Genomic DNA, 22,013 nt, shown 5'->3' with positions numbered 1-22,013 from the left:
CTGTAACGCCGCCCGGACCTGACTAGCCCCATGGGCTCACGGAAGCCGCCCCTCGACAGGGCGGCTTCTTTGATTCCGGGACCTAGAAGATTTTTGTAAAATGTCGTGTGAAGGGCAATACGGGTACCAGTGCCTGCAGGCCAAGGTTCTCTCTACTCCAATCTTGCGTCGCGTTCGTCTTTCACGTCCAGCATACCGGGTTTCCAGTCGCCATCGACCGCCAGCGCGAGCGTTAGCGCGCCAGCCCACGACCGCTCGCGAAAGCCTTTGCCCAGCAACAGGCCGTCCTTGAGAATTGAAACCGGAAGCGGGTAGCTGTAGCCGCCCGCATACATTTCCGCCCACCGGCCGGCCTTGCCGTAAATGACGATTCGGAACGTTTGATCATCTCCGCCATGAACAAGCCGCACCTCCTCGCCTGTGTCCCGCAAGATAACGGAGTAGTAGGTGTCCTTCTGGGAGACCGCCAAGGCGTTCCCAAGCATCGGCATGGGCGGCGTATTTATAGTGTTGGCTATTGGCCCCGTGACGGGCGTCGCCGGACGTCCCACGATTTCAAGGCTGAAGCACGCCCCCTCCGGAATGCCGGCCCTCATGTCATGGCGTTCACCGCCAGCGGTGGAATACGTCCTGACATCTTTCGGAACGCGCGCCGCAGGAAATTCACCTGCGCAGCCGGCGCGCGAGACAAACCCTTTTTGCGCAGGCCGCCAGAGGAAGGCTGTCGCGGGGACGGGCCCCGTCGGACGGGCATCGCCTACGGACGCACGCGTCTCGCCCGGCGCCATGACGACAAGGTGATCGCCCGCCGGGAATGCGACGGGAATGGCCTCCGGCAGGGCGTCGCCGCGCTTAATATAGTACACGAATGTCGGCCGATCGCGCTCAAGGCCGACCATCTTGAGCCGGCGGGAATGATTCGCGTTCCAGTATTCGTCGCCGTGATCGCGGTAGGCGTCCACGAATGGATCCTCGGTCGCCCATTTGTCGAAGCCGACAAGGCCGAGAAGGTCGTCGCGCCCCGCAAGCGCGCGGACATACCAGGTGCTCCAGTGGTTCAGGCCGCCCGTGGTGGTGCCTTCCCCCGTCCCGAGGAGGAATACGACCTGTGCATTCTGGGGCCAGAGGGCGGCATCGCGGTGGGCGATCTGACTCATCTGCTGATGCGTCGCCAACGCCCTGCCATGTCTGAGATAAGCCGCATCCGAACGGATCGACATGTTCCAGGCAGAGGCCACCAGGAGAATAGCCGCAATCCCCATCAAGACACGCGGCGCCGTGCGGGGAAGCGACATAGACGCGAATGCGGCCAGGCCGAGGCTCGTGAAGAACACGACAGTCACCGAATAGCGGTCGAGAAAATTGGCGGCGAGCGCGGACGGCCCAAAGGCCAGCCCGCCGGCGATGGCGCACGCCAGGAAGACGAACAGCCTCATCCGGTCCGGCTCCGTCAGGGGCCCCTTGCGCGCGTTGAAAGCCCGGCCAACCCGTATGGCGGAGATGGCCGATAGGCCGACCATGACGAATGCCAGCGCCGAATAGACCACGAACGCCGCACCGAAGTGGCCTTTCAGTCGCAGGAACGGCTGGGTCACGGCCTTGATGAGGTTTGTGAACACGCTCGCCTCTGGCGCCGAGCTCCAGTTGGAATTGCTCGTATAATGCGCTGTCTGATAACCGAGCCATGCGAGCAGCACGCCGAGCAGGATCACCGGAACGCAATAGAAGAGCAGGTATTTGCGACCGAGCTTTCCAACCAGAACGCCCGCCGCCGCCCATAACGCTGGCGCGATCGGCATCAGGAACATGGTCGGTGAGAAGCGGAAGGCGACGACGCTGATGATCACCGCGCCCACCAACGCAGCATTGATCCTGCGTCCCGAATGGAGGCTTAGCGTCACCCATGCCAACGCGCCCATCACCATGGCCACACCCATCGTGGGATGCGCGCCCGTCAGGAAGTAGGGCTGGTCTACGGCAACGGGGAAAGTCGTGATGAAAAGCGCCACGCCCGCGCGCAGGAGGCGGCTGTCAATGAGAGGCTTTAGGACCAGATAGATGAACGCGGCACTCAGGCCAAAGAACACGAGCGTCAGCGACTTCACGAACGCTATGGACCCCGTCAGCGACCCCAGCATGATCACGTAGAACTTCCCCGGAGAATCGTTGACCGTCTCGACCTGGTGGAAAATCCCGCGCGCAAGGTGCCGGTTGTCATCCTCGATCAGGAAGGTCGATAGAATGAAGTCATGGTAGAAAGCGAGGTAGGCAATCACCGTCACCAGAAACAGGATGGCGGGAATCGCAAAGCCCGGCAGATTCGAAAGGCGCAGCGATTGGCGGGTCATGCTTTCCTCAACGAACGCATGGCAATGATCGCTCTGGCGACCGACCCGGTCACAAGCGTCACGACAAGACCGATCCCCTGTATCAGCACGGCAGCCATGAATCCTGTTTCAGGCCCAAAACCATAAAGCGCAAGCATTGCGATCATCGCCGCCTGGAAGCTACCAAGGTTTGCAGGCGCAACCGACAGGAACGCCGAGAGATTGACCGCAGCTACGCATCCCAGCGCCACCGCAAAAGATACCCCTCCGCCAAAGGCAGCATTCAGGACAACCCAGAACCCGAAGGCGAGGATAAGCCAGATGGCCACTGTGAGCCCAACGACCGTGCCATGAACCTTGGGGGAGTCCATGTACCGCAACGCATTGAGGAACCGCCCTGAGAGGTCGGCCCCAACCGGCAACTTCTCGCCCAGTCGTCCCAGCACAGGGCGCGCAACGAGCCAGAGCACGAAATACCCTGCGATCATACTGCCCGCGACCAGCCATGCCCAGAGGCCAAGACCCGCAACGGCCGGGGCGGCAACGATGCCGATAAGCGCAAACGCCGCGAGCATGATCAGGTCTGTCCAGCGCTCTGCAAACCAGTAGCCGATGGCGTCAATGCTCGCACCGCCATGCTGCCGGATCCACACCGCGCGCAAGCCCTCGCCCAGACGCAGCGGTGTGATCGCACCGATCATGAACAGCCATGGAAAAGCCAGTGTGATCTCGCTCCAGGGCACGGGACTCGACAGGCGCAGCAGGTATCCAAATCGAAAAGTCCTGAGCGCCGTGCAGACAAGGAAGCATGCGCCAAAGACGAGGCCGGCCGAAATCGCATCGCCATGCAGGAAGCGCCCCCATTCATCGAGCGACGGAAGCCGGTTCAGGGAGCGGACAAGGAAATAGATCAGCGCCGCCCAGCCCAGCGTGAGCAGAGCCAGTTTCCAGGCGCGCCCCTTTCCCCCGAACGTCATGACCGCATGATCCGCTCCCGGATATCCTGATGATCGGCCATCCTGACGGGCGCGTCTCCGCATCGCTCGCACAAATCCACGAGGGCGGCATAAACCCGCGCCTCACGTGTAGGCAGGTCGTCGACAGGATCTGCCTGCGTGCGCAGGCGCAGGTCCAGTCGGCTTTTCAAGTCAGCCTCAGCTGCGCCGCCGTCGGGCGCGCCCATGAAACGGCGTAACCTGGCAAATGCCGCGTCCTGCTGTTCGGCAAGGAAGAAGGCATCGAAATCGACCACATACAAAGGTGTGTCGCCCGGCAGGTCTGCGAAAAAGCCCTGGATATGGTAGAGCCAGTACTTGTGGCCGAACCAGCGCGGCAGGCCTTCGCGGCGCCGGATCGAACCGGCAACGGCGCCCGGATTGCGAAAGCTGAACACAACACTCTCGACTGCGCCAACGGCATCCCAGGCGCCAAGCGTCAGACAGAAGCGCGGATCCTTGACGTAAGTCCCCGCATAGACTTGCGCCAGCCGCTTCATCTCTGCCTCAAACTGGCGGCTGCGCTGCATGATCGCGCGCTTGCCCGGGAACAGGAAATATTTCCATTTCATCGACTTGAAGCTGTTGATCGCTCGCCCGAACAGGTCTTCCGGCGCATTCAGCCAGTTATCGATCTTTGCCGACTTGCCAAGGATGAGCTTGTTGTCGATGTCGATCAGCTCGACATTCTCGAAATAGCCGGCCTGGTTCCACTTGTCGGCCGGAAACAGGAGTGCTGGATCACCGAATTCGGCGCCGAGCGACGATAGACACTGGCACACAAATGACGTGCCGCTGCGATGCATACCTGTAACAATGCGCATAAGTGTACCGATACCCTAATGTTCAGTGATCGATCTTTTGATCGACAATGGAAACCGGAAAACCCTTCTGGGCGTTGTAGATCATGCTGATATAGGCGCCGATGATCGACATCAGGAACGCGTTCATGATCATTGAAACGAGGATCAGGAAAGCGAGACTGGCGAAGCCGCTTGGCCAGGTCTGGCCGACCTGCACATATCTCCAGCCAAAGTAGACCAGTAACAGCATACTGATGATCGAGATAAATATCGCGATAAAACCGGCAAGCCGCAATGGAAGGGTCGACTGGTGCAGCATGGCATCAATTGCGAATTTCACCAGCGGAAAGAACCGGAACTTGCTCTCGCCAGCCAGTCGCTCGGACCTGTCATAGGGGATACCGATCTGCGGGAAGCCGATCTCGCTGATCGTACCGCGGATATAGGGCACCGAACCTTTGATGTTTCCAAGAATATCGATCACGCGGCGCGAGATCAGGCGGAAGTCACCCGCGTCACGCGGCAGGGGATGATCGCTGATCTTGTCGAGGAACCAGTAGAAGAAGCGACGACAGCCGGTAATGAAAGCGTTTTCCTTCCGTCGACGGCGTATACCGTAGACCACGTCGTATCCCTTCCGCCATGACGCAAGCATTTCCGGGATGAGTTCCGGTGGATCCTGCAGGTCTGCGTCGAGCTGGATGGCAACATCGCCCTTGGCATTCAGCAGCCCGGTCAGGATTGATCGCTGGAAGCCGAAATTGCGCGAAAAGCGGAACACCCGGATACGCTTTTCCTCGGCGGCCGCAGAGGCAAGCAATTCAAAGGTCGTGTCAGAGGAACAATTGTCGGTGAAGACAAATTCAAACCGGTATTGGCCAACAAGCCCGTCAGCAACATTCTGAATCGCGGGTATCAGCCGGGGTATGTTGGCGGCTTCGTTGAGCACGGGAATGATAATCGACACGAGCGGCAGCTCGTCGGCGACGGAGGTGCGCGGCAGGGGTGTATCAGTCATGCTGTATTCCGGTTCCAAGCGTGTAGGACACTAGCCGTTGAATGCCTGCCGAGATAGGCGTTTTCGGCGACCATCCGGTCAGATCCTTCAGGCGCTGCGGATCCCCAGTGATCTCCATCGGCTCGTCATTGCGTTGCGGCCGGGCGCCAAATCGCAACAGGCCTGGATCCCCGCCAGCAGCCTCGGCGGCCGCCAGAACCAGCGTCTTTACCGGCACGCCAACGCCGCTGCACACATTATAGACCGGATGTTCCGGCGCGGCGCTCCGCAGCGCCAGTTGCACAATCGCTTCCACCGCATCCTCAACGAACACGAAGTCCCGCTTCTGTTCGCCCGACGTTAGCTCCACCGGTTTTCCGGCTGCCAGCTGGCGAACGCAATACGGGATGAGGCGCGCCTCATGCTCGCCGGGCCCATAAATATTGAACAGTCGCGCCGAGACGAATTCGGTGCCGATCTGGCTCGCCCGCGCATGAGCGATCAGGTAGGCCGCTGCCTTGTGGGCGCCATACATGTTGCCACTCTCAAGGGGGTGCGCCTCATTGATCAAACTGCCTGTCGGCCCGGTCGGCGGCGCATACTCGCTCCAGCTTCCAAGCATGACAAAGCGTTTCGGTGCCTGCCCTGCCAGCGCATCGAAAAGGTGATGCACATAACTGATGCAGCCCTCGGACAGCACCTGCCACGTCCTGTCCGCAGGCCGGGTCCCGGGCGCCGCCGCATGAATGACAATGTCCGCCCCTATGCCTGCAAGTGCCGCCGCAAGGTCTTCCGGTTTGGCCGCAATCCGCTCCTCGTATCTGGCCGAATTCGATGAAGGCGGCACCGACGGCGAGCGATTGAGCGCGATCACCGAATGGCCTGCGCCAAGCAGATTGGCCACCAGCGCACGACCGATAAATCCGGACGCCCCCGTTACCAGGATGCGTTGATCGCTCATGTCGCCGGGCGGCTACCGAGCAGGCCGCAATAGGTGTCGAGGTCTTGCTGCAACAGGCGCTCGGCGTCGCCGGGACGCTCAATAATCGCCTTGTAGAAATGCGTCGTCAGGTCCACCGTTTGCCGGAAACCCATGAGCGGCGTCCAGCCAAGCTCTCCACGCGCCTTCGTGATGTCGAGGCGCAGGAGGTTGGCCTCGTGGACCGTCGAGGAATCCGGATCAATCACGATCAGGTCCTGTCCCAATGTGTCCTGTATGGCTTCCGCGAGGCGGCCGACCTCGACAACGTTCTCGCTGTCAGGCCCGAAGTTCACGGCGGCAATGTCCGTCTTGCCTTCAGACAGCGCGATCGCCAGCTGGAAATATCCGCGCACCGCTTCCAGCACATGTTGCCACGGCCGAACGGCATTCGGGCGCCGTATCGTCACGTTATTGCCCGCGCGATAGGCGCGCGCGATGTCGGGGATCAGGCGGTCTTCAGCCCAGTCGCCGCCGCCAATGACATTCCCCGCCCGTCCGGTTGCCAGGCGCATGTCGCCCTCCTTGCCGCAATAGGACAGCCGGAAAGAGGTCGCGAGAATATCGGCGCAGGCCTTGGAAGACGAATAGATATCATGCCCGCCGAGCTGGTCGTTCTCCCGGTATCCCCAAACCCATTCGCGGTTCAGGTAGGCCTTGTCGCTCGTGATGTTCACGAGGATCTTCGTCCCGGCGGCATGCGCAGCCCGCAACACGTTCATTGTGCCCATGACATTCGTCGAATAGGTCATTTCCGGCTCGACATAAGACCGGCGCACGAGCGGCTGGGCGGCAAGGTGGAACACAATCTCGGGCTTCACGCGCGCAAGACAGGCTGCGATCGCCGTTTCGTCACGAATATCACCGATCTCGCTCGCCATACGCTCACCAAGGCGGGAGACGGTAAACAGATTTAGGTCCTGGCCTTCTTCCGGCGCGAGGGCAAAACCGTGCACATCGGCGCCGGCATGGATAAGCCACTGGCACATCCACGCGCCGGTGAAGCCGGTATGCCCGGTCACGAGCACGCGCTTGCCCTTGAAAAATGACGACGGATCCGGGTTCAGGAGGCGAGCCAAGGCGCGGTCCCTTTCTCCCAGAGTTCTTCCAGAACGGACTTGTCGCGCACCGTATCCATGGGCTGCCAAAATCCATCATGACGGTACGCCATCAGCTGGCCGTCCTCTGCAAGCTGGTGCAGCGGATCTTTCTCGAAGGGCTGGGAATCGCCATCGATGTAATCCAGCACGCCCGGCTCCAGCACAAAGAAGCCGCCATTGATCCAGCCTTCCCTGAGCGGGTTCTTTTCCTCAAATTCGGTGACTTGTTCGCCGTCGATAATGAGGCTGCCGAATCGCGCCGGCGGGCGAACCGCGGTAATAGTGGCCAGCTTGCCGTGGCTCTTGTGGAAGGCGACCAGTTTGCCGATGTCCACACTGGCGACGCCGTCGCCGTAAGTCGCCATGAAGGGCTCATTGCCAATATAGGATTTTAGCCGCTTGAGGCGCCCACCCGTCATCGTGTGGAGACCCGTATCGATCACCCAGACTTTCCAGTCGGACTTGGCCTCGCCCAGACGCGTGATGGTACCAGCGCCAACATCGACCATGAAGTCCTGGTGACGCATCGGGAAACCCGAGAAGTATTCGCGTATATAATCGACCTTGTAACCGCCCGCGATCATGAACTCGTTGAAGCCGTGGCGCGAATACATGTTCATGATGTGCGTGATGATCGGCTGCCCGCCGATTTCGACCATGGGTTTGGGGCGCAGCCCCGTTTCCTCGGAAAGGCGGGTGCCAAAGCCCCCTGCGAAGATCACGGTTTTCATATTTGATTCCCCCGGGGCACTTCACCCGTTGTTCGTCGCTATGTCAGTCTTTCACAACAGTCCCACACAGGGCCTCACTGCCTCGCACAGGCATGGCGCAGTTTCAAGGCTGGCCATCAAGCCACAGCCCGGATTTGGGCAAAGGAAGCCGTTGCACAAGCCCATTATGCTGACAGGCATAGAAACAGGCTCACGGGGCTCCGAGTGCAAGGTCTGGCTTGCCCGACCGGGCCTTTGACTGGTAGCCAGATGCGCAACTGGCCGTCGGATCCTGTCCAGCGGCAGCCTAGTCAGGATCGGATACAAGATGACCGTACTTTCGCTCAAAGGGTCCGGCTGGACCATCGGCACCGGCAAACCGCTGGCGATCATTGCCGGTCTCAACGTTCTGGAGAGCAAGGAGCTGGCGCTGACAGTTGGCGCCGAGCTGAAGGCCATCTGCGCCGACCTCGGCCTGCCCTATGTCTTCAAGGCGAGCTTCGACAAGGCCAACCGCTCGTCGATCCATTCCTATCGCGGCCCCGGCCTTGAGGAAGGCCTGAAGATCCTGAAAGCCGTCAAGGCCGAGCTGGACGTCCCGATTTGCACCGATCTTCACACCGCCGAACAGGCAGAGCCGGTCGCCGCCATTGCCGATATCGTCCAGATCCCGGCCTTCCTTTGCCGCCAGACAGACCTTGTTGTCGCCACAGCCCGCGCCACGGCCAAGGCTGGCGGCATCGTGCAGGTCAAGAAGGCCCAGTTCATTGCCCCTTGGGACACCAAGAACATTGTCACCAAGATTGGCGAAGCGGCCGATGTTGGCGTCATCCTTTGCGAGCGCGGCTCCAGCTTCGGTTACAATAATCTCGTGGTCGACATGCTCGGCATTCCCGAAATGCAGAAACTTGGCTGCCCGGTCACCATCGACGCAACCCACGCTGTCCAGCTGCCGGGCGCAGACCCCCGCACGGGCGGCGCGTCCACCGGCGGCCGCCGGGATGGCGTCGCGATCATTGCGAAAGCCGCTGTGGCCGCTGGCGCCGATGGCGTCTTCCTCGAATTCCACACGGACCCGGACGCCGCCCTCTGCGACGGCCCGAGCTGCCTGCCAGTCTCCGGTGCACGCGCACTGCTCGCCCAGCTGAAGGCACTCCACGCGGTCGTTCAGGACTAAGCGCGTGTCCCGGCTGATCCTGTTCAACAAGCCCTTCGGTGTGTTGTCGCAATTCACTGATGCCGGCACTGCAGGTTCGCCACGCAAGACCCTGTCTGACTTCATTACAGTGCCCGACGTTTACGCAGCCGGTCGGCTCGACCAGGATAGTGAGGGCCTCCTCGTCCTCACTGACGACGGCCAGCTGCAGAACCGCATCAGCGACCCGAAATTCAAGCAGCCGAAAACCTATTGGGTCCAGGTCGAAGGCGTGCCCGACGAGGCAGCGCTCAAGGCGCTCCGCACTGGCGTCATGCTGAAGGACGGCAAAACCGCCCCGGCCAAGGCCGAGGCCATTCCCGAGCCGGAAAACCTGTGGCCCCGTGATCCGCCCATCCGCGTGCGCAAGTCGGTGCCCGACAGCTGGGTCAGCCTGACCATCACCGAGGGCCGCAACCGGCAGGTGCGCCGCATGACGGCCTCGGTCGGCCACCCGACGCTTCGCCTCATCCGGGCGCAGGTCGGGGAATGGACTCTGAACGGACTCGGAACGGGCGAATGGCGGAAGGCCTAGTCCGTAAAAGCGGACTTTTCGTACACTGAAACATGCATTCCGCTCTCGGCAGTGAAGGGCTCGCGCTTCCAGCCGCCCCAGCGATTTTTCAGTCTGAGCCCCGCGAGCTGCGCCATCAGGTCTATCTCGGCGGGCCACGCATAGCGCATCACAAGCGGCACCATGCGGATGCCATCCTGCGTGATACGCATGCGCTGGAAATCAATCCGCTGTCCGACACGATCATGAAGGGCTGCTTCGATCCATACTGAACTGAACCCCACTTTCATCGTGCGTACATTCTGGCCGCTGCGGGCCTTCTCTTCATCAGGCACGAATGTCTCGACAAGGAATGTGCCGCCCGGCTTGAGGCGCTGGGCCACATTGGCGAAACACCGCACCTGCGCTGCCTGCGTTGTCAGATTGAACAGCGTGTTGAAGACGAGAAACACATGGTCGAACGGGCCCTCTATGGCGACATCCGCAAAGTCGCCGATGACGACAGGCACCGCATCGCCGCCGGGTTTCTCACGCAGCTTGGCCACCATCTCAGGGGAGCCTTCGATGCCGTGCACCTCCAGCCCCTGCGCCACCAGTGGCAGCGCCACGCGGCCGGTGCCGATGGCGAGTTCCAGCACGCGCCCGCCCGCGGCAATCTCGCTGATCAGCGCAACGGATTCGTCCGTCGTGCCCGGATCGTGGAGGACGTCATAATCCTCCGCATTCAGTTCGCCAAAAGTCTCCGGGCCGAACTTCACCTCACCCAGGCCCCCGGCGCATTCGTGCGATAGCCAAGCGCTTTATAGGCTGCGTCGATCAGCGGTTGGCCGCGATCATTCAGCAACAGACCGCCGCCCATCTGGTTCATCGTATAGCTGAAGGCCATGCCGCATTCCGGATCGGCAAAGCCGATGGAACCACCAGCGCCGACATGGCCGAATGCCTTGTCACCCATGATCGCGCTGGTGCCCGGGCCAAGGTTCAGCGCGCGGTTGTCCATCGACTTCATGAAGCCTGAGGCAAAGCGTGTGGGAATGAGCAGCGTCGCATCACGCTGAGTCGCAGTCGATACCATGCTCATATTGGCAACGCGGTCCTTCGAGACCAGGCTGCCATCATTGCAGGCGAGTGGCGTGTACATGGCCACCTGTCCGCGCGCATTGGAGAGGCCGCCACCTCCGCCGATCTCGGCGGCCTGGCTCTTGCGGTCATTGAAGTCCCATCCACCGCTGTTCATGAACGACTTGTGCTGGATCGAGTCCGGGTCCGTCATCAGCTTGATCGTGAACTCGGTGGGCACATCGCCGGGCTGCGGTGCATAAGTGTGGATGGGCGCAATATGCACGTCCTCGTCTTCCGGCAGACCGAGCCAGAATTTCGCGCCTGTCTTTGCCGCCACTTCATCGCGGAAAAAGGTGCCGAGCGACTTGCCCGATACGCGCCGGACGAGTTCGCCGACCGTCCAGCCGAAATTGATCATGTGATAGCCGTTGCGTGTGCCCGGCTCCCAGAAAGCTTCCTCGTCTTCGAGGCGCTTGATCATGTAGTCCCAGTCCGAATAGCCGCCCGGCTTCACCGGATCGCGCAACGTCGGCAGCGCGCTCTCATGGTTCAGCATCATCTGGACGGTGGTCTTCTCTTTGCCGTTCTTGGCAAATTCCGGCCAGTAGTCAGCGACAAGCGCAGCGGGATTCAACTCACCCCGGTCGATCAGGATATGGGCGCAGACGGAGGTCGCGGCCTTGGAGCACGAGAAGACGATCGAGATCGTATCTTCCTGCCAGTCCTCGCCGGTTTCCGGGTTGGCCTTGCCGCCCCAGAGGTCGACCAAAGTCTCGCCATTCACCGACAGGCAAACCGATGCGCCAACTTCGCCTCGATCTTTAAAATTGCGTTCGAATTCTTCCTTCAGCGCGCCGAATTTCGAGTCGCACTTTCCTTTGACCATGCCAGCCATTTCGTCTCTCCCATTGCGCCGTTCTGCTCACGCCAGGAACGGCACGGCTGACGCTTGGGCATAATTAGAACCACGCGAACATCAATGTCCACGCCAATCAAACGCAATGCTGGAGACTTTACGCGCTATTTGAACCTGAAATTGGCGACGGAAAGCGCCGAAGGTTTCACGCCCTGCAAACGGATTACGTTTGCATCATCGCCAGTGATCTTGATCAGCGTGTCTGGACCGTCAGCGGTGATGGACAATTTTGCGAAAGCGGCTTCCGGCGTTTCCGTGTCGGACTGGAGACCCAGGCGCGCCATATCCAGACGTTCCTTGGATTCAAAATCCGTCACCACATCCATTCCCCAGCCTTTGGTGAAGCGATATGTGTCCTTCCCGGCGCCACCTGTCAGCGTGTCGTTCCCGGCCCCGCCGATTAAAACGTCGTTGCCAGGCCCTCCGTCCAGCATGTCAGCGCCGCCCCCTCCGTTCAGGGTATCATTGCCGCCCAGACCATTTAACTTGTCTTTCCCAGCACCGCCTTCGATTGAGTCGCGCCCTTCTGTGCCGTCGAGCGTATCATTCCCGTCGGTTCCGGCAATCGCATTGATTTCGGCAACAGGTTTTGCGGCGACAATCTCGGAAGGCGCAGCTTCGGGCGCATCCTTCGCCCCGCCCTTGTCACAGGCCGCCAATGACGTCAGGGCGAGCGCAGCAATCAATATACGGTTCATTCAAACAATCCTTGCTTGGTAATTGGGAAGACGCCCAGCCGTTTGAGACGGGGGCCAATCGCGACATGCTTAGATTGGAAGTATGGAAACACAATGAGGTATTTCCATGCCCAAAACGCTCCAATTCAGTCGCAAATCAAAAGGGCCGCCCGGCATAGCGAGCGGCCCTTAATTCGTTTCAATTTTTGATGCCTATCAGGCCGGCTCTTCGGCATCGTCCTTCTTGGCGGAGCGCTTCTTGGCAGGCTCGGCGACGTATTTGAAAGCGAGCTTTTCCTCGTCCTTCTTGTCCACGTCGATCTTGACCACGCCGCCCTTCTGGAGCTTCCCGAACAGGAGCTCTTCGGCCATCGGTTTCTTGACGTGCTCCTGGATCGTTCGCGAGAGAGGCCGCGCGCCCATGTCGGGATCGAAGCCGCGCTTGGCCAGCCAGTCGCGAGCCGCTTTGGTGATCTCGATCGAGACGTTGCGATCTTCCAGCTGGACTTCCAGCTGCAGGATAAACTTCTCGACAACGCGGTCGATGATGGCCGGTGTCAGGCCACCAAACGTGATCGTCGCATCAAGACGGTTGCGGAATTCCGGCGTGAACAGGCGCTTGAGCGCCTCTTCCTGCTCATCGTCCTTCTTGCCGCGACCGAAACCGATCGAGTTCTTGGAGGCATCCGAAGCGCCCGCGTTCGTTGTCATGATCAGGATGACATTGCGGAAGTCGACCTTGCGTCCGTTGGCATCCGTCAATGCACCATTGTCCATGACCTGGAGCAGGATGTTGAACAGGTCCGGGTGGGCCTTCTCGATTTCGTCGAGCAGCAGTACGCAGTGCGGATGCTGGTCCACGCCGTCCGTCAGCAGGCCACCTTCATCATAACCGACATAGCCCGGAGGCGCACCGATCAAGCGGGAAACGGTGTGCCGCTCCATATATTCCGACATGTCGAAGCGCAGCATCTCGACACCCATGATGGAGGCGAGCTGTTTGGCCACTTCGGTCTTGCCGACGCCCGTCGGGCCGGTGAACAGGTACGAGCCGATGGGCTTGTTCGGTTCGCGCAGGCCCGCGCGTGCCAGCTTGATCGCAGCAGAGAGCGCCGTAATCGCCGCATCCTGGCCGAACACAACGCGCTGAAGGTCCGTCTCCAAGGATTTCAGCGCGATCATGTCGTCGCTGGACACCTGTTTCGGAGGAATGCGCGCGATCTTGGCGACCACGGCTTCCACGTCCTTGATGCCAACCTGCTTCTTGCGCTTGTTGGCAGGCAGCAGCCATTGCGCAGCACCGGCTTCATCGATCACGTCGATCGCCTTGTCCGGCAGTTTCCGATCCGTGATGTAGCGATCCGACAGCTCCACTGCCGCCTTGATGGCGTCATTGGTGTAGCGCAGGCCGTGGAAGTCCTCGAAGCGGGATTTCAGGCCCGTCAGGATCTTGATGGCATCAGGTACAGTCGGCTCGACCACATCGATCTTGCGGAAGCGGCGGCTAAGCGCGCGGTCCTTTTCGAAGTGTTGCTTGTATTCCTTGAACGTCGTCGAACCCATGCAGCGCAGCCCGCCATTCTGAAGCGCGGGCTTCAGGAGGTTAGAGGCATCCATTGCACCGCCGGAGGTCGCACCAGCTCCGATGATCGTGTGGATCTCGTCGATGAACAGGATGGCTTTTTCCTGCTGCTCGAGTTCCTTCATCACGGACTTGAGGCGCTCCTCGAAGTCACCGCGATAGCGCGTGCCAGCAAGCAATGCGCCCATGTCGAGCGACCAGATGATCGCTTCGTCGAGAATTTCCGGTGCTTCGCCGTCAACGATTTTCTTGGCGAGGCCTTCAGCAATCGCCGTCTTGCCCACGCCCGGATCGCCGACGAGGATCGGGTTGTTCTTGTTGCGGCGACATAGCACTTCGATGCAGCGGTTCACTTCGGCGTCGCGGCCGATCAGTGGATCGATCTTGCCGGCGCGCGCCTTGGCATTGAGGTTGACGCAATAGGCGTCGAGCGCCTCGTGGCCCTGCTTGACGGCTTCTTCTTCGCCGCCTTCCGCGCCGCGCGGGCTGGAGGGGCGGGACATGCCGGGCTGCTTGGCAACGCCATGCGAGATGAAGTTGACGGCGTCATAGCGGGTCATGTCCTGCTCCTGCAGGAAGTAAGCAGCATGGCTTTCGCGCTCGGAGAAGATCGAGACCAGCACGTTCGCGCCTGTCACTTCATCACGGCCGGAGCTTTCGACATGAAGGATGGCACGCTGGACGACGCGCTGGAATGCGGCCGTCGGCTGAACGCGGCCTTCGCTTTCTTCAAGAATGAGGCTGGAAAGCTCTTCATCAATGTAGCGAACAAGGTCACCGGTCAGCGCTTCTATATCTACCTTGCAGGCTCCCATCACTTCGCGGGCATGCTCATCTTCCGTTAAGGCCAGGAGGAGGTGCTCGAGCGTGGCATACTCATGGTCGCGTTCGGACGCGAGGGTGAGCGCCTTTTCGAGAGCGGTTTCGAGAGAGTGGGACAATCGTGGCACGTGTCAGACCTTTCAGGTCGGGGGTGATAAAAACTAGTCTTCTTTCTCCATAACGCATTGGAGAGGGTGTTCATGGCGTTTGGCAAGGTCAAGCACCTGAGCGACTTTTGTTTCAGCCACTTCGTAAGTATAGACCCCACATAGCCCCACGCCCTTCTGGTGGACATGCAGCATGATACGGGTCGCCTGCTCGCGTGAGCGATTGAAATATCGCTCGAGAATGTAGACGACGAATTCCATCGGCGTGTAGTCGTCGTTCAGCAACAGAACCCGGTAAAGCGAAGGCTTTTTCGTTTTGATTCGTGTTTGGGTGACGATATCAACACCGATGCCATCACCACCGCCCGGCGGCGTCCCAGCCGGGGGGCCCGGCAGGTTCGGATCGCTCATCCGGACGTGTTCAGACAATTCGCTCATGGCCATAAGATATACGTTCCTGCGTGAGTTTGAAGGGACGAAGCGAGGCAAAAGCATCTCATGCCTGCTTTTAGGGCATCGCAAGCGCACTGAGCAGTGCGTTCACCCGCTTCCCGTTTGTACCGAGATCCGAATAACCGACCCGCGAACGGGAGTAGACAGCGAGCGTCGATTGCCCGTCATGTGCCTCCACCGGAAGCACCAGGATATCCACATCATCCTTGAACCTGAGGAGTTTTGTCACGGCGATGAAACTGATCCGTCCGGTCGAAGGGTCGGACGCCTTTATCTTCCAGTCGCTTCGCGCGGCGATCATCTCCATGACATCCTTGAACAGGGCGTCAGGCGTGCGGTCATACACAGGCGAGGATTCGTCTGGCGAGGCTGCGTCAATGAAGCCGTCGGGAGCAACGAGCCAGTTATTCGGCTTCGACGGGCGCTTGAATGTCTGGAAATCGATGAAATCGGTCATAAGAAACATGGTAATCTGCTTCAGGGCAGATGCCACACGAAAAACATGGGTCCCACAAACAAAGAACCGGACCAATCAGGTCCGGCTCTTCATTCTACTCACTCTACAGTCAGGCGGCGTGGACTCCGTCTGGATGTCAGGGAGTTATTTCGTAGCCCACACTTTCGTGAAAGGCTTGGCAGCGTCGCGCCATGCGAGCATGCAAAGCTCAGCCTGGGCGCTCATCTCGGATGTGTAAGCAGACATCATGGATTTTGCGAAACCGGTCTGGATTTCGACAACCTGGCGCGGGTCTTTCGCGCTGGTCATGGCCTGAGTTGCTTCCACACCCTGCTCAAGCGTGCGTGTGAAGAAATCCATGTTGCGGCTGCCGATCGTGCGCATCACTTCCGTCGAAGCGGAGGCGTGCTCAGCGATCTTCTTCATGCCATCTTCAGCGTAGGTGCCGAATTTGCTGGCCATATCGGAGACTTTTTCCATGCCGTCATCCAGCATCTTGGTCGCGGCTTCGGTCGCGTGCGCCTCGGCTTTGGCAGCTTTGGGAGCAGTTTTGGACTTTGGAGCTGAATTAGGTGACTTGGCCATGGGGCGAATCCTTTTTCCTCGTGTTCGCCTTATATAGTACATTTTATTCGCTCGCGCAACAAAAATTGTGCACCGCAACATAAGCATTCCTGCACGCTTTTTGCACAGCGACCCGGAGATTGCCGAAATTTGAGTGCTTCGCCTGTGTTAAGGTGTGGTCAACGCATTTTTGGGACTCTATCGTAAACCTTGGGCGGTTCGGGGTTCATACTTTCGCGGAGGTAGACCACAATGAGACAGCATACTTGGGGCTTGGCGATCCGAACGCTTGCCGTGGCGGCAATGCTCGTTGTGACCGGCTTCAGTGCGCCAGCGGCCTTCGCCGAGAAGTACGCCTCCATTGTGATCGACAAGGATACAAACGAAGTTCTCCACGCCCGAAATGCTGATGATCCGCGCTATCCGGCGTCCCTGACCAAGGTCATGACGCTCTACATGCTGTTCGATGCGATCAATGCCGGCGACGTCTCGCTCGACGAAAAACTGACCGTTTCGCGCTTCGCCGCAAGTCAGGCGCCGTCAAATCTCAAGCTCAAGCCCGGCTCGACCATCAGCGTCAGCGACGCCATTGGCGCCCTCGTCACAAAATCCGCCAATGACGTAGCCGTCGTTGTTGCCGAACGTCTCGGCGGCTCTGAAAGCCGCTTTGCCCAGTTGATGACTGTTAAAGCCAAAAGCCTTGGCATGCAGAACACGCGCTTTGTGAACGCATCCGGCCTGCCTGATGACCGCCAGATAACCACCGCCCGCGACTTGGCCATATTGGCTGAGGCCATGATCGACGACCATGGCGAGTCCTATCATCACTTCTCACGCCCTCGCTTCACCTGGGCCGGCAAGACCTATAAGAACCACAATGAACTGCTCGACACTGTCGACGGCGTGGACGGCATCAAGACCGGCTACACCCGCGCTTCGGGCTTCAACCTGATGACATCTGCCAAGCGCGACGGTCACCGTATCGTCGCCATCATGCTGGGGGGCAGCACGTCCAAATCGCGCAACGCCCATGTCGAGGCGCTCGTCGAAGCCGCTTTCAAGAGCTACGAGCTGCCGGCTGATCCAATGGATCCAAGCCGCCGCCTCCAGATCGCCTTCTCCGAATTCAACACGACAACCGTCAATCCGAATGGTGCGGCCGTCCCAATGCTCAACGGCAAGCCGCTTGGCGCTCTCCAGCCCACCACGACGACACTGCGTGGCCTGACGGCCGTGCCGAAAACCCCTGAACCGAAAGTGGAACAGACGGTCGAGGTTGCCGAAGTCGCTATGGAGCCGGATGAAGAAACGGCCGAAGATGCCAGCGAGATTCTGATGGCGGATGCCGGGCAGACGGCTGATGAAACGGTTGAGTTCGAGCAGGGTGATGCAACCCCGACAAGTTTTGTTGGCGCAACGGTTGTCATTCCCGCCGGTCGCCCCGCCTTTACGGTCGGCGAATACGAGGCTCGCCAGTTCGGCAACTAGACTCACACGCAGCCGAACACACGACCAAGGCTTGACGAACCCTCCCAATCGGGCAGACGCCTGTGCGCAAAGCCTCTAGGGAGTCTTCCTTGAAAACCGAGTCAGAAATCGAACTTGCGCGCAATGTTATCCGCATCGAGCGGGACGCTCTGGAAAAGCTTGAGGCCGGCCTCGACGAGACCATCATCCGCGCGGCAGATCTCGTCATGGCAACCGATCGCTATGTGATTGTCGCCGGCGTCGGCAAGTCGGGCCACATTGGCCAGAAGATCGCCGCCAGCCTCGCCTCGACAGGCACGCCCTCCTTCTTCCTCCACCCGACCGAAGCCAGCCACGGCGACCTTGGCATGATCGTGCCGGGCTCTGTCCTGCTGGCCATCTCCTATTCCGGCGAAAGCCGCGAAATGGTCGACCTCCTGCGCTATTGCCGTGGCAATTCCATCCCCGTTATCGGCATGACCCGCGCCCCCGATTCGACCCTTGGTCGCCTGTCGGACGTCGTCCTTCACATGCCAACGGTGGCTGAGGCCTGCCCGAATGGCCTCGCGCCCACCTCATCCACAACCATGGCCCTCGCCCTTGGCGATGCGCTGACCATCCTCCTGATGGACCGACGCGGCTTCAGCCGGGAAGATTTCGGTTCGCGCCACCCGGGCGGCAAGCTTGGGCGCTCCCTGCAAACAGCGGGCGACTATGTTACCGACCGCCCTGATGACATCCCCGTCGTCGCCACGGATGCGAGTGTGCAGGAGGTCATCCTGGCCGTCTCGGAAGGCCGCAAGGGCTGCGTGGCTGTCCTCGGGCCCGATGGACGCATTGTCGGCATGGTCACCGATGGTGACCTTCGTCGCGCCATGCTCGCCGGCAAGCTGGATGGTGACGCAAGGTCCGTGATGACCCCCGATCCGCGCACAATCGCCCCCAAAGAACGCCTCGCAACGGTCATAAAGCGGCTCAGCGACAACCGCATCTCGAACGCCTTTGTCGTCGAAGACGGGCGCCCCATCGGCATCGTGGACATGAAGGACCTGCTGGCGGAAGGTTACGTTTAGACCTCAGGCTGAATCAAAAACGGCGGCTCCTTTAGGAACCGCCGTTGGTTTGAAAAAGCGACTGCTCGCCGCTTATTTCACAAGTTCGAACTGCACATTCACACGCGCCGTGTAGCCGACTTCGCCGCCCGAAATGGGAGTCGAGGCATCCATCGCCATTTCCTTGCCGCGGGCCATCATGGCCATTGGCTGGGGGCTATAGTCGCCACCTTCCGTCATGGTCACGATTCGGCCGACCTTCATGCCAGCTGCGGTCGCGTACAGCTCTGCTTTCGACAGCGCGTTGGTAACGGCCTTGCGGCGCGCTTCGGCGCGCACTTCGTCATCATTGTCGAGGGCAAAGCTGATGCCCGAGAACGTGTTGCCACCGGCCGACACAAGGCTGTCCATCGTGGCGCCCAGATTGTCGAGATCGCGAACCTTCACGGTCAATTGGTTGGACGCTGTATAGCCGTCGAGGCGCTGCTCGCCGCGTGTGCGGCCCTTGCCCTCGTCAACTTCGATATAGGTGTAGCGTGGCTGCAGTGAGAAGTTCGACGTCTGCATGTCCTTTTTCTCAACACCCGCCTTGGCGAGCGCATCGAACACGCCGGTCATCGCATTGGCCTGCTGCTGCATGGCTTCCTGCGCGGTGGCGGCATCGGCCTGAACGCCTGCCGTGATGTAGGCAATGTCGGGGGCGCGCATGACTTCGCCTTCTGCACTGACATCCAGAGTGGTTTCAGGCTGGATCGAATTGTTGTTCATCATTGATGGCCCTGTGCTTGTCAGGGAGGCTCCCTTTGTCGTCGTTGGCATCTGCGCGCAGGCAACTGGCGCAAGCGCCAGTATGCAAACACTCATTGCAGCGATCATTTTGGTCTGTTTCAGCATGTCTGGATTTCCATTCTTGTTGATGGCCCTGTGTCCCAAAGGATTAAGGCCGCAAGACGGCGAAAGTTGCCTCAGACTGGAAAAACGACTGCGATATCAGGCCGTCTCGAAGCCATTGGGATTCTGGCTTTGCCAGGCCCACTGGTCGCGGCACATGTCGCTGATATCGTATTCAGCCTGCCATCCGAGCAGGGATTCCGCCTGACTTGGATCAGCCCAGAAAGCCGCGATGTCACCGCTGCGCCGGGGGGCAAAGTTGACGGGAACGTCCCTTCCGCTCGCCTCTTTGAACGCCTTGACCAGCTCGAGAACCGACGTGCCCTGCCCCGTGCCGAGATTAACTGTGATCGCGCCCGGTTCCCGTTCAAACCGTTGCAGCGCCAGGACATGCGCGCGGGCGAGGTCAACCACATGCAGGTAGTCCCGCACACCCGTCCCGTCGGGCGTATCATAATCATTGCCGAAGACGTTCAGTTCCGTTCGGCGACCGACCGCCACCTGCGCCACATAAGGCATCAGATTGTTCGGTACGCCGTGGGGGTCTTCGCCAATCTGGCCGCTGGCGTGGGCGCCAATCGGGTTGAAATAGCGCAGGATCGCCACATCCGTCATGCTGCCAGACGCCACCAGATCATTCAGCATCTGCTCGACGGCGAGCTTCGTCTGGCCATAGGGGCTCGTCGGGCTGAGCGGGTGGCTTTCGGTATAGGGCAGGAAGACTGGCTCGCCATAGACCGTGGCACTGGAGCTGAACACAAAACGCTTCGTACCGGCTTCCATCATGGCAGTCAGCAGGCTGTGCGAGCCCATCACGTTGGCGCTGTAATATTCCAGTGGTTTGGCGACGGAATCGCCCACCGCCTTCAGGCCGGCAAAATGGATGACCGACTCGCAATCATGCTTTTTCAGAATCTCGATGATCTGCGCCGTGTCACGAATATCGGCTTCATAGGAAGGCAATTCATGGTTTGTCAGGCGCCGCACACGGTCCAGCGATGCCGGGCTGCTATTGCAGAAATTGTCCACGACAACGGGCGAATAGCCCTGGGCCATCAGCTCCACGCACGTATGCGTGCCTATATAGCCCGCGCCGCCTGTCACCAAAACCTGCTTCATAACCACACCCTCGCAGCCGAAATCGGCCAATTCAATACCAATCCGGCACGTAACGCCGTTTCGCTCGACCTATCATGCATCATCAATGCAAATACATGGCCAAAGAGGGTGATTTGCGCCATTGCCACAGGTTATCCGCGCGCTTAAACCGGGGGCTCAGTGGGGCCTGTAGCTCAGTTGGTTAGAGCGGACCGCTCATAACGGTTTGGTCGCAGGTTCGAGTCCTGCCGGGCCCACTGGTCAACTCAGTCAGCTCATCGCCCGAATCTCATTCTCAAAATAGGCAATCGTGGGTTTCAGACCTTCGTCCAGCGACACCGTGGGCGCCCAGCCAAGCTTTTCCTGTGCAAGGGAAATATCTGGCTGGCGCTGCTTGGGGTCATCTTGCGGCAGCGGACGATGCACGAGCTTGGACTTCGCGCCCGTCAGCGCAATCACGCGCTCGGCCAGCTGACGGATGGTGAACTCGCCCGGATTGCCGATATTCACCGGGCCTACGAAATCGGGGCCTGATCCCATCAGCGACACCAGACCGGTCACCAGATCGGACACATAGCAAAAGCTGCGTGTCTGCTCGCCGTCGCCATAAAGCGTGATGTCCTCGCCCTTCAGCGCCTGCACGATAAAGTTGGAAACGACCCTGCCATCATTCGGATGCATGCGTGGACCGTAGGTATTGAAAATGCGGGCGACTTTGATCTCCACCTTGTGCTGGCGGTGATAGTCGAAAAACAGCGTTTCGGCGCAGCGCTTTCCCTCGTCATAGCATGAACGGATCCCGATCGGGTTCACATTGCCCCAATAGTCTTCGGTCTGGGGGTGGATCGCCGGATCTCCATAGACCTCAGATGTCGAGGCCTGAAGGATGCGCGCCCGTGTTCGCTTGGCGAGGCCCAGCATGTTGATGGCGCCGTGCACGCTGGTCTTGGTCGTCTGGACCGGGTCGAACTGGTAGTGGATCGGGCTAGCCGGGCAGGCCAGATTGTAGATCTGGTCGACTTCCACAAAGAGCGGAAACGTCACATCGTGACGCATCACTTCGAACTTCGGATTATCGAGCAGGTGGGCGACATTGGTGCGTCGGCCCGTGAAGAAATTGTCGACGCAGAGGACTTCCGCCCCTGTCTCGAGCAGGCGCTCGCACAGGAAGGAACCGATGAAGCCGGCGCCGCCGGTGACGAGAATGCGGGGAACATAATGCATCATAGCGGGGTGCGGGCTTTT

21 protein-coding genes and 1 tRNA gene are annotated in these 22,013 nt (G+C 59.9%); 5 read left to right on the top strand and 17 right to left on the bottom strand.

Annotated elements, in window-relative coordinates; translation table 11 throughout:
• Positions 1–152: 152 nt before the first annotated feature.
• Genes HY30_RS07910 through rfbF form a run of 7 tightly spaced genes read right to left on the bottom strand, consistent with a single transcriptional unit; the run spans position 153 to position 7,932 of the window.
• The gene (locus HY30_RS07910) at positions 153–2,348 is read right to left on the bottom strand and encodes a hypothetical protein (RefSeq protein ID WP_034738789.1); all 2,196 of its coding nucleotides are present in this window, start codon (positions 2,346–2,348) and stop codon (positions 153–155) included.
• Positions 2,345–3,304: a lysylphosphatidylglycerol synthase transmembrane domain-containing protein gene (locus tag HY30_RS07905; protein ID WP_034738786.1), complete on the bottom strand. Its 960-nt coding sequence runs from the start codon at positions 3,302–3,304 to the stop codon at positions 2,345–2,347. Before HY30_RS07905 ends, HY30_RS07910 begins: the two co-directional genes overlap by 4 nt.
• Positions 3,301–4,146 carry a sulfotransferase family protein gene (locus HY30_RS07900; protein ID WP_034738784.1) on the bottom strand — a complete coding sequence of 282 codons (846 nt, stop codon included), beginning with the start codon at positions 4,144–4,146 and terminating at the stop codon, positions 3,301–3,303. Before HY30_RS07900 ends, HY30_RS07905 begins: the two co-directional genes overlap by 4 nt.
• A gap of 22 nt (positions 4,147–4,168) precedes the next feature.
• The gene (locus HY30_RS07895; RefSeq protein ID WP_034738782.1) at positions 4,169–5,143 is read right to left on the bottom strand and encodes a glycosyltransferase family 2 protein; all 975 of its coding nucleotides are present in this window, start codon (positions 5,141–5,143) and stop codon (positions 4,169–4,171) included.
• Positions 5,136–6,083: an NAD-dependent epimerase/dehydratase family protein gene (locus tag HY30_RS19195; protein ID WP_051615102.1), complete on the bottom strand. Its 948-nt coding sequence runs from the start codon at positions 6,081–6,083 to the stop codon at positions 5,136–5,138. Before HY30_RS19195 ends, HY30_RS07895 begins: the two co-directional genes overlap by 8 nt.
• Complete coding sequence (rfbG, locus tag HY30_RS07885; protein ID WP_034738780.1) at positions 6,080–7,180, bottom strand: CDP-glucose 4,6-dehydratase; 1,101 nt, start codon at positions 7,178–7,180, stop codon at positions 6,080–6,082. Before rfbG ends, HY30_RS19195 begins: the two co-directional genes overlap by 4 nt.
• Positions 7,165–7,932, bottom strand: a complete 768-nt coding sequence (gene rfbF / locus HY30_RS07880; protein WP_034738778.1) for a glucose-1-phosphate cytidylyltransferase — start codon at positions 7,930–7,932, stop codon at positions 7,165–7,167. Before rfbF ends, rfbG begins: the two co-directional genes overlap by 16 nt.
• 307 nt (positions 7,933–8,239) lie before the next feature.
• Between rfbF and kdsA the strand changes: the two genes are divergently transcribed.
• Positions 8,240–9,088: a 3-deoxy-8-phosphooctulonate synthase gene (gene kdsA / locus HY30_RS07875; protein WP_034738776.1), complete on the top strand. Its 849-nt coding sequence runs from the start codon at positions 8,240–8,242 to the stop codon at positions 9,086–9,088.
• A 4-nt stretch (positions 9,089–9,092) separates the two neighbouring features.
• Complete coding sequence (locus tag HY30_RS07870) at positions 9,093–9,641, top strand: rRNA large subunit pseudouridine synthase E (protein WP_034738774.1); 549 nt, start codon at positions 9,093–9,095, stop codon at positions 9,639–9,641.
• Here HY30_RS07870 and HY30_RS07865 read toward each other — a convergent pair.
• From HY30_RS07865 to HY30_RS07835, 7 genes are all read right to left on the bottom strand, one after another.
• Positions 9,638–10,378 (bottom strand): class I SAM-dependent methyltransferase, encoded by a 741-nt coding sequence (locus HY30_RS07865; RefSeq protein ID WP_034738773.1) that lies wholly within the window; start codon positions 10,376–10,378, stop codon positions 9,638–9,640. The two genes, HY30_RS07870 and HY30_RS07865, sit on opposite strands and share 4 nt — an antisense overlap.
• Positions 10,375–11,577 (bottom strand): serine hydrolase domain-containing protein, encoded by a 1,203-nt coding sequence (locus tag HY30_RS07860; protein ID WP_034738770.1) that lies wholly within the window; start codon positions 11,575–11,577, stop codon positions 10,375–10,377. The genes HY30_RS07865 and HY30_RS07860 overlap by 4 nt, the downstream gene beginning before the upstream one ends.
• Before the next feature lie 125 nt (positions 11,578–11,702).
• Positions 11,703–12,296, bottom strand: coding sequence for a calcium-binding protein (locus HY30_RS07855; RefSeq protein WP_081812120.1), 594 nt, complete (start codon positions 12,294–12,296; stop codon positions 11,703–11,705).
• 195 nt (positions 12,297–12,491) lie between these two features.
• On the bottom strand, positions 12,492–14,807 hold the full coding sequence (gene clpA / locus HY30_RS07850; RefSeq protein ID WP_034738767.1) for an ATP-dependent Clp protease ATP-binding subunit ClpA: 2,316 nt from the start codon (positions 14,805–14,807) through the stop codon (positions 12,492–12,494).
• A gap of 33 nt (positions 14,808–14,840) precedes the next feature.
• A complete protein-coding gene (clpS, locus tag HY30_RS07845) occupies positions 14,841–15,197 on the bottom strand; it encodes an ATP-dependent Clp protease adapter ClpS (RefSeq protein WP_051615154.1) in 357 nt (118 codons plus the stop codon).
• 97 nt (positions 15,198–15,294) lie between these two features.
• On the bottom strand, positions 15,295–15,705 hold the full coding sequence (locus tag HY30_RS19190) for a DUF1499 domain-containing protein (protein ID WP_051615097.1): 411 nt from the start codon (positions 15,703–15,705) through the stop codon (positions 15,295–15,297).
• A gap of 135 nt (positions 15,706–15,840) precedes the next feature.
• Positions 15,841–16,281 (bottom strand): phasin family protein, encoded by a 441-nt coding sequence (locus HY30_RS07835; protein ID WP_034738763.1) that lies wholly within the window; start codon positions 16,279–16,281, stop codon positions 15,841–15,843.
• Positions 16,282–16,512: 231 nt separating this feature from the next.
• Between HY30_RS07835 and HY30_RS07830 the strand changes: the two genes are divergently transcribed.
• Positions 16,513–17,748, top strand: coding sequence for a D-alanyl-D-alanine carboxypeptidase family protein (locus tag HY30_RS07830; protein ID WP_081812118.1), 1,236 nt, complete (start codon positions 16,513–16,515; stop codon positions 17,746–17,748).
• A gap of 89 nt (positions 17,749–17,837) precedes the next feature.
• On the top strand, positions 17,838–18,800 hold the full coding sequence (locus HY30_RS07825) for a KpsF/GutQ family sugar-phosphate isomerase (protein ID WP_241765674.1): 963 nt from the start codon (positions 17,838–17,840) through the stop codon (positions 18,798–18,800).
• Between the two features lie 72 nt (positions 18,801–18,872).
• Here the strand turns inward: HY30_RS07825 and HY30_RS07820 are convergent, their stop codons facing one another.
• Complete coding sequence (locus HY30_RS07820; RefSeq protein ID WP_162176911.1) at positions 18,873–19,550, bottom strand: SIMPL domain-containing protein; 678 nt, start codon at positions 19,548–19,550, stop codon at positions 18,873–18,875.
• Between the two features lie 219 nt (positions 19,551–19,769).
• The gene (gene galE, locus HY30_RS07815) at positions 19,770–20,789 is read right to left on the bottom strand and encodes a UDP-glucose 4-epimerase GalE (RefSeq protein ID WP_034738755.1); all 1,020 of its coding nucleotides are present in this window, start codon (positions 20,787–20,789) and stop codon (positions 19,770–19,772) included.
• A 162-nt stretch (positions 20,790–20,951) separates the two neighbouring features.
• Between galE and HY30_RS07810 the strand changes: the two genes are divergently transcribed.
• Positions 20,952–21,025: transfer RNA gene (locus HY30_RS07810), tRNA-Ile, on the top strand.
• A 13-nt stretch (positions 21,026–21,038) separates the two neighbouring features.
• On the opposite strand, the gene HY30_RS07805 is transcribed toward HY30_RS07810, so the two are convergent.
• The gene (locus HY30_RS07805; RefSeq protein ID WP_034739119.1) at positions 21,039–21,992 is read right to left on the bottom strand and encodes a UDP-glucuronic acid decarboxylase family protein; all 954 of its coding nucleotides are present in this window, start codon (positions 21,990–21,992) and stop codon (positions 21,039–21,041) included.
• Positions 21,993–22,013 lie beyond the last annotated feature (21 nt).

Source organism: Hyphomonas chukchiensis, assembly GCF_000682695.1.
In the GTDB taxonomy this organism is placed as follows: Bacteria; Pseudomonadota; Alphaproteobacteria; order Caulobacterales; family Hyphomonadaceae; genus Hyphomonas; species Hyphomonas chukchiensis.
Note: the sequence above shows the minus strand (reverse complement) of the source record. Positions and strands in the feature narration are given on the sequence as shown.